Source organism: Bacteroides sp. MSSM.1001136sp1_RTP21357st2_D2_RTP21359_211015 (assembly GCF_040913205.1).
Classification (GTDB): Bacteria; Bacteroidota; Bacteroidia; order Bacteroidales; family Bacteroidaceae; genus Bacteroides; species Bacteroides ovatus.
Genome location: NZ_JBDFVF010000004.1, coordinates 1 through 14,212 on the forward strand (window position 1 = coordinate 1; position 14,212 = coordinate 14,212).

A 14,212-nucleotide genomic window follows, 5' to 3' on the forward strand; every position below is an offset into this window, starting at 1 on the left:
AATAACAAAGCCCGGGCTTGAGAAAGTCTGGGCTTTGCGCATAAAAAAAGGCTGTGTCAGCGTTTTGACACAACCTCCACATCCAAAAGAAATATCATCTAGTTGTTCACCAATACAACACCTCCCTGTGGAAGGATTTCCAGTTGCACTTTTCCGCTTTCTTTTACTTTCAACGTCACAAGTTGAGGTTCTCCTTTTTTATCATCCTTATACAGAGAAACGGTTTTTCCGGCAAACATATCTAAATCCAGTTTCAACTTTACGATTTCTTTCCCGGCATTCACAGCAGCCAGATACCAGGTGTCACCGTGGCGACGTGCCAAGACCACATATTTTCCCGGATATCCGTCAATGAAACGTGTTTCATCCCACGTGGTAGGAACCGTTTTCATATAGTCCACACAAACAGGGGAAACATCTTTCAGGTTGTTGGGAGCAAGCGCAAAATTCTGTACCGGATTCTGGAATAATACGGTAGTGGCTAATTGAAATATATCAGTAGTACGGCGGGTAGTTCCTCCGTCATTGTTGCGATTCAGCCGTTTGTTCAGGAAACAACCACCGAATTCCATGCAACCCACCGCGTTGCGGATAAACGGATGCAGACAGGCATTGAAAGCCTCTTCATCACAGAAGTGCTGGCCGAAAACCATATTTTCGGAGGCCAGTACAGCCTCGCTGCCTACATAGTTCGGGTACATACGTTCCCATCCGCGAGGGATGGTGCAACCGTGGAAGATTACCATCAGACCGTGGTCGTCAGCATCACTCAAAATATCTTCATACAGGCGCATCGTTTCCTGCTTGTCGCCACCAAAGAAATCAACTTTGATTCCTTTCACTCCAAGACTTTGCAACCATTTCATTTCACGTTTGCGGATAATAGCATTGTCCATGTGATTCACCGGCCCCTGCTCAATATCATTCCAATAGCCGGAAGAGCTATACCATAAGAAGAGTTCAACTCCTTTGCTTCGTGCGTATTCTATCAAAGATTTCATGCGGTCACGGCCGATGTTCGTATCCCACCAGTTATCGATCAAGGCATACTCATACCCCATTGCAGCTGCAAAATCAATATAGCGCACCTGATCGTCATAGTTAATACTACCATCCTGCCAGAGAATCCAGCTCCATGTGCCGCGTCCGAAACGGTAGTCATGCTTCGTTTCATAAAGAGGACGTACGACATCCCAGATAACGGTTGTTTCCACAATCGGTTTCAAGGTTTCGCCAACAGTTATGGTACGCCAGGGAGTAGCACCGGGAAGGGCAAACGCCGGAGCAGAAGTTCCGTTACCGTTATTTTCTGCTGCCATCGGGAAAGCAACCGTATACAGATTACCTTCGCTTACATCGCTCAAACGAGAACCGCAATAACGACTGTCTACACCTGTTTCGCTGACTAATACCCAACCATCGTCACCGATACGGAACAGACAAGGGAACGTGTAGCCATGCCCGTACTGCGAACGGTCACTCATGGGAGCATCTGCCTTATACTCTTCCTCATAACTGGGTTTGGTACGCTTCCAACCTATCATGGCATCGCTTTGCGGACATAAGAAAGTAGTTGTTTGTTGCGGAAAGCGAAAGCCGGTTTCTTCGGCAGTTACCGTTACACTTCCTTTTCCATCCTGACGCGGAAGAGTATAGCGAAAAGCTACATCGTGATTGCTGACACGAAAGACTACATCTATTTTCTGCCCTTTCGAATTCTCAAAATTACAAATCAGTTCGTTTGCCTGATAATGCACTTTGGAGGTTTTAATACGATCCTGATGATAGACAGTGTCAATCGGAGTAACAGCGTGTCCTGTCAGTTTCATTCCTTTTACAAAGTCACCGATATTCGTATTCATACCCAAAGGAGATTTCTCCAACATTGTCTTTCCATTGTAGGTAATCGAATAACTTGGCTTTTCGGCTGGAGAAGCAGATACAACCAATTGCAGTTTTTCATCCGGCCCTTTCACTACCACTTCCTGTGCTATCAGAGAAGTCAGACAGCAACTAGCCAGCAGGGTACTTATTATCTTCTTCATATTATTTATGTCGTTATTATCTTCACTTTTTTCTGTTATTTCTCATTTGCCTTCTTTATGCGGATCACCGTAAAAGAATAGGCAGGTAATTGATAGTCAAACTTTTCTGCTACTTCCATTGTGTCTTCAACAGGTAGCGGGGTATCGGCCGGTTTGCCGGTCAGTACGGTTCTTTTTGCAGAAGACTGTATAGCACCGATTCCGGAAAGGTCGACATTCGTATTCACCTCTACGGGAAGTAAATTGACCAGCTTCACAATCACGTCGCCACTTGCCGAGTCACGGACAATAGAAGCGGCAATGCGTTTCCGCACTTGATCGTCTCTATTATCAAGAGTGATCTTTGACGGCAAATATTCGTTTCCGGCATTCTGTCCGTAGAGTTTCTGAACATAGTAGCCGGTGGTAGGTTTCACTTCCCGGTTATTGAAGTAAATCAAATCCGGATTCCACTGAGTATGTCCTTCTTTAGCGAGAAGAGGGGCATAGGAAGTCATGTGTACAACATCTCCATTACGTTCCAAGGCAGCAAGATAAAGAGCTTCTGTCAGTGCTGTTTCGATATTCGCCTTTCGTCCCGGTATGTGAGTTGCATATTCGCCCAAGTATACTTTTGTCTTTTTCGAACGATCGTATTTGTCGTAGAAATCCTGGTTGTTCAGGAACCATCCCGGAGTCTGGTAATAATGTTCGTCGACCATCGGAATACCCAGTTTGTCCGCCAGCTTCCATCCTTCCACGTAGTCTGTACCCTCATTGAACGGTCCCACTGTACCGACAACAATCGTTTCAGGATATTTTTCTTTGATGGCATTGAAGATCATTGTGAAGCGTTCTTCGAAGATATCAGTGATAAGATCTTCATTTCCGATACCGATGTATTTCAGATTGAAAGGTTTCGGATGCCCGGCTTCGGCACGTACCTTTCCCCATTTGGTCTTCTTAGCGTCACCGTTTGCCCATTCTATCAGATCAAGAATATCCTGAATATAAGCTCCCATTTCGCTCATCGGGATACCACCTTGTTGTCCTCCTCTCAAGTCGCCGTGACAGGCAGAGTTCTGGCAAGGAACACCGGCCGCCAGCACTGGAAGCGGTTCCGCACCAATATCTTCGCAAAACTGGAAATATTCAAAATAACCCAATCCCATGCTTTGATGGTATCCCCAAAGGTTACGCTGTGCTTTTCTTGCTTCCAACGGACCTACTGTATTTTTCCATTGATAAATGTTTTTCAAGCCATCACCATGAGCCACACAGCCACCGGGGAAACGGATGAAACGGGGATGAATATCAGCCAACACTTGAGCCAGATCTTTGCGAAGCCCGTTCTTACGTCCTTTAAATGTATTCTGCGGGAATAGGGAAATCATGTCCAGATTCAATTCACCAACAGATTGAGGGATGATTTCGAGATGAGTGTCCGCAGTAGCTTTAGCAGTTATCACCGCTTTATATGTTTTCCATTGACGGGAAGACACTGTTAGAGAAGTCTCTCCACACACATTTCCTTTTCCATCTACCAGACGAACCTGCAATTTATTTGATTTACCCTGCGGAACCCGGGCGAAGATGGAAAAATCATATTTCTCTCCGGTGTTCAGTGCGATTCCATCAAAACCTGTATTTTCTAATGCAGCTCCCGGTTGTTCTACATTCAGCACGGCATAATGTGGGTTATTGATATGAATAGGGTCGGTAGTATCAATAGTGAAAGTCGTTTTCTCTCCTTTCAGTGCCCAGGAATGAGTGCTGTTCCAGTTCTTATCTCCTTCCCTGTCCGAAGGGTCGTACTCGAAGTCGCGATTTTGGATAAGTTCTGCATAGAGTCCTCCGTCTGCCGAATAATTGATGTCTTCAAAAAAAGCGCCCAGCAATACATCACTAATGGCTTTTGCGCCTTCCGGTTGTACAGTGACCGTTGCTTTTACAGGCTTCAAACCGGCAAAACGTTCTCCATCCTGTACCGGACGTTCTCCATGTAATGAGTTCCGATATTGATTCCAGCCATAATTTTTATCCAATCCATCCACCAAGGTCCAAGCTACCCGGTTGATATTTCCTTTCTGCTCTTCTCCGGCAACAATAGCTTTCACTCTCACTCCGTCAAAATCCGGCGTAGTACGGGGATATTTCTGACTGGTCCAGTTGATTAAATCCTTGGAAGTAGCCTGGCCGTATCCATCATGGTCATTCAGTTTCCAGGTACAAATCCATTCGCCATCGGGCGATTGTTTCAAATAAGGATCGAGCATTTTCTTCTGTGATCCCCAGCGGCTATAATCGCACCGGAGATATCCGTAGTTCCGGCCAATTTCAAACCAGTTTTCTTTATCTGTACTCCAGGCAAAACGGAGTCCGCTGCGTCCGTCGTCTCCGGAAGTTGCAAAAGAAAACAGATAAACCGAATCGGGTGTACTCGTCATTTCTTTGATTGCAGCTAAAGTGAGCTGCTGGAACGACAAAAACAAGACAACTAAAAAGAGGAATAATTTTCTCATGGTATATATTGCATTAAGATTATCAATCGCAAAGTTAAGATTTTCATCATTCTAACAAGCGTGTTTCATATAATAATTGGTAATTATACACTTAAAAATATATAAGAAACAAGTAAACAAGGGTAGAATATACACTTTTCCCCATATCGTATACTGTTTTCCTGGATTACAACTAGTTGAATCCATCTTATCAGAATAACTCAAAAGAAAACAAAAGGATGGGAATACTCACTGGGAAGCGAAGATTACCCGCCTGAAAAACAATTGGTTTAACAAATCAGGGACAGGTATTTTTCTCCTGTCCCACGAGATATTTTAGTTCAGAAACCTTCGGGTTTACCATAGACCTTGAAGAGGCGTTTCAACTCTTTTGGGGTAATCGGTATGACAGTGCCATGGCGCGGATGGAAATCCATACTGATAGCATGGTCAATCACTTTGAAATGTTCCAGATCGGAACTTTCGGTAAACTGGTATTTACCTTTCGTATATACATCATACATCAAAATATACTTATCGGAACCAACCAGCGGGAAAATACCCGAACCTTCTACCGGATCCTTCGTCTGCTGTTTATAGTCATCCGATTCTGTCCATTGGCCGGAGGTTAGAGAGGAGGTAGTGGCCTTTTTAATTCCATTTCCATTCCCTTCCGTTTTGTAGAACAAATGATAGAGTCCATCTTTGTAAATAATGTCGCCGTCAATACATGATTTTTTATTTTCCGGAAGAAACAGTGGCTTCGGTTCTCCTTCTATATCGGTAAAATCTTTGTTGGCATAAGCATAATAAATGATATCGGGACCATTGCCATGTTGCATGGACCAGTAAACCATGTACTTTCCTGCTTCCCTATCATAAATAGTTTGTGGAGCCCACACACGTTTCAGATCCTCCTGATTGGGATATTTTTTCTGGATATTCACGATATTGGAAGTCCAGTGTACAAGGTCTTTTGATTTCAATAATATCATGGCACGGTTAGAACTCCATCCATTGCCGGACACCATATCTGTCACCACCATATAAAATGTCTTCCCATCTTCACAGCGCAAGATATGGGGATCACGTACTCCACCTGTTGAACTAATCACACGGGAATCAAGTACCGGCTGATTTCCATTCAAGGCTTTATAATTATATCCATCGAGGCTAACAGCCATCCGGACGGCTTCTTCACTCATGCGATTGCCGGTGAAGTAAACAAACAGGTAAGCAGATTGCTGGCAATACCCAGTCAACACTCCCACAAATAGGAATGCGAAAAGAATTATATTTTTCTTCATATTCATCATCATTTCAATGCTTTTTCATCCATTGTTTTATTCTTGTTCATTCACTGTTTAGTAGTTGAAATCAGCAGGTTTCACATATACACGATATTCCTTAATCATACCCGGATACCCTTTTTCGGCACGAGGCAGATAGCGGAAACCGGTCACATTTTCCACTTTGCTCAAGTCAATTACCAATTGATGAGGATAAGGAACATTGTCCACTGTCATCCAGAAAGTGGATTCCTGCAAGTCGAATATCTTGTCGGCTGTACGGTTGCCACTACGCGTTTCTTCACTATCGGCATAACGAATCTTCCAATGTTCGCGGGATACCGGTTTACCATCAGCTCCCAGGACATCAAACTCTGCTATCGCTGCGATGTTATCATTTGCTTGTGGAGAAAGTGCTTCCAGACAGAAATAACGTCCTTTCACCGGAGTGGCAAATCGCACTTCCTGCCAGCCGTTACCCGGAGTGAAAGCTCCTTCATGGCCCACTTTCTCACCCGTCAGTTTCAGTTTTTCTCCATCCTTGCGGTGTGTTTCGGGAGCTTTTTCACGAAGCACATCGAGAATTGGTTTCTTCAAACCTTTGATGGAAGCCCGGGTAGGACCTTTCAAATCCAGAACGAGGATTTCATTCTCTCCTTCTTTCAGCCAGCACCCCGGCATAAAGAGAGTCTGCTGCGGACCGATTTCCCAGAAACGCCCCATTGCATGACCGTTCACCCAGACCATACCTTTTCCCCATGTACTCATATCCAGGAAAGTATCTCCTACTTTATCCAGTGTAAAGGTGCTCTTATAATAGGCAGGCATAGTCGGTAATATCTTTGTATCGCTATATTTCTTATCTTTTATAAAGGAATAATCTACCGGGAAGTTATATACAGTCCAGTTTTTCAATTCCTTAGTCTGGTTACCCGAAATAAGTTCCACTTTTTCAGTGATTCCTTTGCGGTCGTGGATGGATTTGTCAAAGTTAACACGTCCCATTGCTTCCACAAGAATATCCAGTTGTATGCCTTTTTTCAGCGCGGGCAGGGTCGTTGTAAATTCTCCCTTACGACGGTCCAAGCGTGCCAGCAGTTTACCGTCGGCATATATCTGCGCCCAGTCGTGCACTTCCGTAATTTTCAAAGTGGTGCCTGCAAGAGTCGTTTCGGGCAATGTGGTACGATACAGAATCGTTCCCCATCCCTGGTTGAATTGTTCCATCGGTTGAATATCCACCGTTTGTTTTGCCTCCGGCAGATTTGAGAAAAGCGGAGCCACTTTATGGAAGTGAAACTCGGGGATTTCAATAACAGGCAGAGCTGCGGGCACTGCGGGCAACGTCTCACCTGCCGGAAGATAGTTTTTCAACAAGTCACGAAGCAAGAAAAACTTATCGGTCGTCCATCCGGGTTCGCTAATCGGAGCATCATAATCGTATGAGCTGCACATGGCGGAATAAGCCGGGTTGTTTGCACCTCCCCAATGTCCGAAAGTCGTTCCTCCGTGAGTCATATACAGACTGAAAGAGATGTTCCGGTCGAGCATATCCTTGATGCCCTGTACCATATCTTTTGCAGGACGTGTCTCATGTTTGCGTCCCCAGTGGTCGAACCATCCGCTCCAGAACTCGCTACACATCAACGGAGTTTCAGGACGAAGTTCTTTGAGTTTTTTAAATTGCTGGTCGATATTGGCACCTGTTCCAAAGTTCACCGTCCAAATCAGGTCATCGAGCGCGTTATTGGTGAAGTTACTGCTCCAGTCACATTGAAACAGAGGTACATCGGTAAAACCGGATTCACGAACCAGGTCGCGCACGGCAGAGACATAAGGTTTGTCGATTCCATAAGAACCGTATTCATTCTCTACCTGTACCATGATGATATTTCCCCCTTTATTCACTTGCAGCGGAGCCAGTTGCTTACCGACCTCTTTCATAAAGATGCCTACCCGTTCCATATAATAGGGATCGAGCGTACGCAAGGCTATATCTTTTTTCTTCAACAGCCACCAGGGAAGTCCCCCCATCTCCCACTCCGCACATACATACGGACCAGGACGGACAATGACATACATACCGTGTTTCTGTGCCGCACGGCAGAAAGCTGCAATATCATTCTGACCGGAAAAATCGAACTTTCCTTCTTCCTGTTCATGGATATTCCAGAAAATATAAATACAAATAGTATTCATGCCTAATGCCTTGCACATCTCAATGCGATGCTCCCAATAAGCTTGCGGGATGCGGGTGTAATGCAACTCGGCAGCCTTCACCACAAACGGTTTTCCATCCAGCAAGAATGTGTTCTTGCCTGCCTCAAACTTCCGTGCAGTAGTTTGCGCCTGTGCAGTACTAAAGAAAATAACTGTAAAAAGTACCAGTAAAGCAATCAATCTGTTTTTCATGGTTTATTCAAAAATAGAATTTTAATAGTATACGGCAAAGGTAGGCGATTCACCTAAAAAGGAGGGCATAATTATCATTCAAAAAGGGTTGGAAATAAAGCAAAATAGCGCCAAATAGCAGATAAAACAACAATGGTCGGAAGATGAGAGGCATTTTACCATGCTCATCTTCCGACCATTTGTCCGGTATGTGATTACAATAAAATCAGTTTTCTTTTGTCAATAGACTTTCCAGTTCTTCCGCATTCAGGCGGAGGTAGAATTGTCCGCGATAGGCTACGGAGATAGCGCCCGTTTCCTCTGAAACAATAATGGCATGTGCGTCCGACTGTTGAGAGATTCCCATCGCTGCGCGATGCCGCAAGCCAAGTTCCTTCGGTATATTCAAATCATGGGAAACAGGAAGGATACATCCCGCCGCCTTGATACGTTTTTTGCTGATTACCATTGCGCCATCGTGCAACGGGCTATTCTTGAAAAAGATATTCTCGATTAAACGCTGATTGATTGCCGCATCAATCAATTCGCCCGTACGAACGACCTCATCTAAAGGAGTATTATGCTCAATGACAATCAATGCGCCAACTTTTTGTTTCCCCATGCTTAAACAAGCCATTACCACGGGCATGATATCATCGTGCTTCAACGATTCTTTCTTCGATCCGCTAAAGAGACGGGCCAATGCACTGACATGCCGATGAGATCCCAAAGTCAAAAGAAAACGGCGTATCTCATCCTGAAAAAGCACAATCAACGCTATTACACCCACATTCATCAATGTGTCGAAAATAGAACCCAACAGTTTCATCTCCAGCACTTGTGTCACCACCAGCCAAATCAGAATAAAAACCAAAATTCCGGTGAATACCTTGATGGAGCCGGAAGCTTTCATCAGTTTGTAGGTATAGTACAAAACAAAAGCTACCAGCAGGATATCGATAAAATCTTTTATACCAAACTCAAAAAACATGCACCCTCCTCTTATTTGTCATATCCACTCTCTATTTTTAATTTCTCTGTGATCCGGACAGCTTCCACCGCCTCACGCACATCATGTACACGCAGGATGTGCGCTCCTTTCATTAACGCAACAGTGTCCAATACGGTTGTCCCGTTTAATGAATCTTGCGGGGTTCCTCCCAATAATTTATAAATCATTGATTTCCGCGAAACTCCCACTAAAACGGGAAGTTCGAATATGTGGAATTCTTCCAGATGCGCCATCAGTTCATAATTATGCTCCAATGTTTTTCCGAATCCGAATCCCGGATCGAGAATGATATCTTTCACTCCCAAGTCGCGAAGTTGCTGCACTTTACGAGCGAAATACAGGAAAACGTCTTTAATCAGGTTATCATAAGACGGTTCTTTCTGCATACTTTGGGGGGTTCCCTTCATATGCATCATAATATAGGGTACTCCCAAGTCGGCTACTGTCTGAAACATCCGGTGATCCATTTCACCGGCAGCTATGTCATTAATAATAGCCACTCCATATTCTTTCACACATTCTTCCGCCACATCAGCCCGGAAAGTATCAACGGAAATAATGGCTTCGGGATGATTACGGTTCAGAATCTCCAAACCGGTGCGCAGTCTTCGCATCTCTTCTTCAGCAGAAATATGTTCGGCATTCGCCCGTGAAGAATAGGCTCCTATATCAATTATTGAAGCACCTTCATCAAGTATCTGCCGGGCCCGGGCAGCAATGTCTTCTTCAGTCTGCATCCGGCTGCCGGAATAAAAAGAATCGGGAGTAACATTTAAAATTCCCATCACCTGCGGAGTAGCAAGATCGAGCAACCGCCCTTTTACATTTATATAAATAGGAGATATAGGTTTCATCATTGACAACATTCCTTTTAGATCGCCTACAAATGTAGATAAAAAAAGCAAGTATTCGTACTAAAAAGAAGAAATAAACGTATATTTGCAAACTATAGAAGAACCCGAAAAATTCATACCATGAGCCGATTAACCCTATTTCGCGTAGGATTTCTTTTCCTCATTTTGTTCTTTACCACTACTGCTAAAGCTCAAAAAGAGGCTGAAACCTTCAATGTTGACTCTACTCTCTATGAATATTATCAACATTGTCAAGAATACTTGTTAGAGCCTGTTGTACTTAATATGTCCGACACTTTATTCCGAATGGCTGGCGAACGGCAGGACGAACGAATGCAGGCAGTAGCCATAGCCACTCAACTGGATTATTATTATTTCCAGGGAACCAATGAAGACAGCGTAATCCACTATACCAACAAAGTAAAAGAATTCGCCAAGGCCACTCATCAGCCTAAATACTATTACTTCGCATGGGCGAACAGATTAATCACCTATTACCTAAAAACAAGCAGAACAAACATAGCACTTTATGAAGTGCAAAACATGTTAAAAGAAGCTCAAGAAGAGGATGATAAGACCGGCCTCTCCCGTTGCTATAACATCATGTCGCAAATCTACACCATCAAAAGATTCGATTCAATGGCGTTCGAGTGGCGATTGAAAGAAATCGAACTGACTGAAAAATACAAGATCGAAAACTACAACATCTCCCAGACCTATGCCCAGATAGCCAACTATTACATCAACCAGAAAAAGCAAAAAGAAGCATTAGCTGCTGTGGAAAAAGCCATTGCGACTGCCAATTCCTCTACGCAACAAATATCTGCCAAGTTGGAATTTGTAAACTACTACAGCAAGTTCGGCGACTTTCAAGCTGCCGAAAAATTACTGAAGGAGTGTCAGGCGGCATTTGAACAGGACAAAAGACTGGAGTCTATCAAAAAGAGACTGTATAATATAGAATGTTTATACTACCAGCAGACCAAACAATATCAGAAAGCGCTGGAAGCCGCAAAGATGCAGGAAAAAGAAGAACGTCGTTTAAGCGAAAGCATACTTAGCAGCATCCATTACCGCACACAGGGAGAAATCTACCAAAAGATGGGAAATATGAACCTGGCGGTCAAATATCTGCAAATGTACATCAACACGGATGACTCTTTGAAAATAGCCAATGAACAAGTGTCCAGCAGCGAATTCGCCACCTTATTAAATGTAGAAAAGCTCAATGCCGAAAAGAAAGAACTCATGCTTCAAGCACAAGAGAAGGAGTTGCATAATAAAACAACCTTGATTATTTCATTGATTATTTTATTAGGTATCTTATTCATATTCCTTTATAGAGAAAATTTCCTGAAACGCAAACTGAAAGTTTCAGAGGCCGAACTTAAAACAAGGAATGAAGAACTTATGGTATCGAGGGAAGAATTGCGTAAAGCCAAAGATATAGCGGAGGCAAGCAGCCGGATGAAAACGACGTTTATCCAAAGCATGACGCACGAAATCCGTACGCCGCTCAACTCTATCGTAGGCTTCTCGCAAGTATTAAGCGACCATTACAGCAATAGTCCGGAAACACAGGAGTTTGTCAATATCATCAAAAGCAACAGTAACGACTTGCTTCGACTGGTGACTGATGTGCTCACGCTGTCCGAACTGGATCAATATGAACAACTGCCCACTGACGCCGAAACAGACCTTCATGCGATCTGTCAACTTGCATCTGAAGTTGCCAAAGATAACACGCAGAAAGATGTGGAGGTTTTATTCGAACCTGAAAGAGAAAGCCTGCTCATACGCAGTAATTCGGAACGTATATCACAAGTATTGAACAACCTGGCACATAATGCCGCTAAATTTACGACTCATGGCAGTATTCGCATCGTTTATTCCGTATTGGAAGCTGAAAAGAAAATTGAAATCAGTGTGACCGATACAGGAACAGGCATCCCGAAAGACCAACAGGAAGCAGTATTTGAACGTTTCTACAAAATGAACTCTTTCACGCAGGGCACCGGGCTCGGACTTCCGATATGCCGGAGTATTGCCGAAAAGTTAGGAGGCAGCCTCCGAATCGACACTTCTTACACAGAAGGATGCCGGATGATCCTGACTCTTCCTTTGATATATGCCTAAACAAAAAACTGCCCGAACTCCCATCAAATCCGAAAGAATAGCCTATCTTTGCAACGTTTTAAATAAAAGATCAGGTTATGAAACTTTCTGCTCTTTACCAGATTTTTCTGGATTGCCAATCAGTAACTACTGATAGCCGGAACTGTCCGGACGGTTCTTTGTTTATCGCCTTGAAAGGTGAGTCGTTCAACGGTAATGCATTTGCCAAATTAGCACTGGACTCCGGATGCGCGTTTGCCATTATCGATGAAATACAGTATGCCGTAGAAGGCGATCAACGATATATACTTGTAGACGACTGCCTGCAAACCATGCAGCAGCTTGCCAACTATCATCGCCGCCAACTCGGAACGCGAGTGATCGGCATTACGGGCACTAATGGGAAGACAACCACCAAAGAGTTAATTTCCAGCGTTCTCTGCCAAGCCCACAATGTACTCTATACTTTAGGTAATCTCAACAACCACATCGGCGTACCGACTACCCTGCTACGGTTAAAACCGGAACATGACCTTGCCGTCATTGAGATGGGCGCCAACCATCCGGGGGAAATCAAGTTTCTTTGCGAAATAGCCGAACCGGATTATGGTATTATCACTAACGTAGGCAAAGCTCATCTGGAGGGATTCGGTTCTTTCGAAGGAGTTATCAAGACCAAAGGAGAGCTTTATGATTTCCTCCGCAAGAAAGATGCCACCACCTTTATCCATCACGATAACCCCTATTTGATGAATATCTCACAGGGATTGAACCTGATTTCTTATGGAACAGAAGATGATCTCTATGTCAACGGCCGGATTACCGGCAATTCGCCTTATCTTGCTTTCGAATGGAAAGCCGGTAAAGACGGTGAACTCCATCAAGTCTGTACACAATTGATCGGAGAATATAATTTCCCCAATGCCCTGGCTGCAATCACTATCGGACGTTTCTTCGGAGTGGAAGCAAAGAAGATCGATAAAGCTCTGGCAGAGTATACGCCACAGAACAACCGTTCCCAACTTAAAAAGACAGAAGATAACACGCTTATCATCGACGCATATAACGCAAACCCAACCAGCATGATGGCTGCCTTGCAAAACTTCCGGAATATGACAGTTCCCCACAAGATGCTCATATTAGGAGATATGCGCGAACTGGGTGCTGATAGCCCGGCCGAACACCAGAAAATCGTTGACTACATCAAAGAAAGTAATTTTGAGAAAGTATGGCTCGTGGGAGAACAGTTTGCCGCAAGTGAACATTCTTTTAAAACTTATGCAAATGTGCAGGAAGTTATAAAGGATTTGCAAGAAGATAAACCCAAAGGATATACTATTCTCATTAAAGGTTCCAATGGAATCAAACTTAGTTCAACGGTAGAATTTCTATAAAGCCGGAATGATAAACGGTGAACGGTAAACGGTGAATAATGGATATGATATAGTCAACCATTATTCACCGTTCACCGTTTATTATTCACCGTTCACCGTTTATCATTCACCGTTGTTGTTCATAGGTTGCCTTTTACTGCTTATTTATTTTCATCCTCGGTCGTACGACATAATAGGCCACTAAACTAGCCAGAACCGCCCCTGTTGTATTGGCCGCAAAATCCAACCAGTCTCCACCCCGGTAAGTAGTACAATATTCCTGCAACAATTCCACACAACCACTAAAAAGTATAGGGCAAAGGAATGCGCCTACCCATGCATGCCATATCGGAGCATTGTCCCTGCGATGTGCACGCAAAAATTCCAGCCACAACATTCCCGACATACCAAAATACATACAAACATGAACCAGTTTGTCGAGGTTGGGAATTTCATCTAAATCCGTCTTAGGCGGTTTAAAGAACGACAGATAAATCACTGTCAGAATGATAAAAAGCGAGATCGGATATTTCTTAATATAAGATAGCATATCTAAATAATATTACAATTTTCGTGCAAATATAAGTATCATTTTCTATATTTGTGCTCTAATACGTATATTTTATAACGATTTGTAAGATAAAACAAGATTT

The 14,212-nt window shown here is 43.6% G+C and carries 9 protein-coding genes; 2 read left to right on the plus strand and 7 right to left on the minus strand.

Annotated elements, in window-relative coordinates:
• Positions 1 to 98: 98 nt before the first annotated feature.
• The 6 genes from AB5217_RS04195 to folP form a co-directional block, all read right to left on the minus strand.
• Positions 99 to 2,045, minus strand: a complete 1,947-nt coding sequence (locus tag AB5217_RS04195) for a glycoside hydrolase family 97 protein (protein ID WP_008776462.1) — start codon at positions 2,043 to 2,045, stop codon at positions 99 to 101.
• Positions 2,046 to 2,080: 35 nt separating this feature from the next.
• Entirely contained in the window at positions 2,081 to 4,546 is a 2,466-nt protein-coding gene (locus AB5217_RS04200) for an alpha-L-arabinofuranosidase C-terminal domain-containing protein (RefSeq protein ID WP_032842921.1), read from the minus strand.
• A 320-nt stretch (positions 4,547 to 4,866) separates the two neighbouring features.
• Positions 4,867 to 5,844, minus strand: a complete 978-nt coding sequence (locus AB5217_RS04205) for a glycoside hydrolase family 43 protein (protein WP_032842920.1) — start codon at positions 5,842 to 5,844, stop codon at positions 4,867 to 4,869.
• Between the two features lie 45 nt (positions 5,845 to 5,889).
• Positions 5,890 to 8,226: a beta-galactosidase gene (locus AB5217_RS04210; protein WP_128131319.1), complete on the minus strand. Its 2,337-nt coding sequence runs from the start codon at positions 8,224 to 8,226 to the stop codon at positions 5,890 to 5,892.
• A 205-nt stretch (positions 8,227 to 8,431) separates the two neighbouring features.
• Positions 8,432 to 9,196 carry a diadenylate cyclase CdaA gene (gene cdaA, locus AB5217_RS04215; RefSeq protein ID WP_004309664.1) on the minus strand — a complete coding sequence of 255 codons (765 nt, stop codon included), beginning with the start codon at positions 9,194 to 9,196 and terminating at the stop codon, positions 8,432 to 8,434.
• 11 nt (positions 9,197 to 9,207) lie between these two features.
• Positions 9,208 to 10,074, minus strand: a complete 867-nt coding sequence (folP, locus tag AB5217_RS04220; protein ID WP_185968688.1) for a dihydropteroate synthase — start codon at positions 10,072 to 10,074, stop codon at positions 9,208 to 9,210.
• 117 nt (positions 10,075 to 10,191) lie between these two features.
• Between folP and AB5217_RS04225 the strand changes: the two genes are divergently transcribed.
• The gene (locus AB5217_RS04225; RefSeq protein WP_032842918.1) at positions 10,192 to 12,207 is read left to right on the plus strand and encodes a sensor histidine kinase; all 2,016 of its coding nucleotides are present in this window, start codon (positions 10,192 to 10,194) and stop codon (positions 12,205 to 12,207) included.
• Positions 12,208 to 12,284: 77 nt separating this feature from the next.
• Positions 12,285 to 13,580 carry a UDP-N-acetylmuramoyl-tripeptide--D-alanyl-D-alanine ligase gene (locus AB5217_RS04230; protein WP_195647065.1) on the plus strand — a complete coding sequence of 432 codons (1,296 nt, stop codon included), beginning with the start codon at positions 12,285 to 12,287 and terminating at the stop codon, positions 13,578 to 13,580.
• 133 nt (positions 13,581 to 13,713) lie between these two features.
• On the opposite strand, the gene AB5217_RS04235 is transcribed toward AB5217_RS04230, so the two are convergent.
• Entirely contained in the window at positions 13,714 to 14,109 is a 396-nt protein-coding gene (locus AB5217_RS04235; RefSeq protein ID WP_004324558.1) for a VanZ family protein, read from the minus strand.
• Between the last annotated feature and the right edge of the window lie 103 nt (positions 14,110 to 14,212).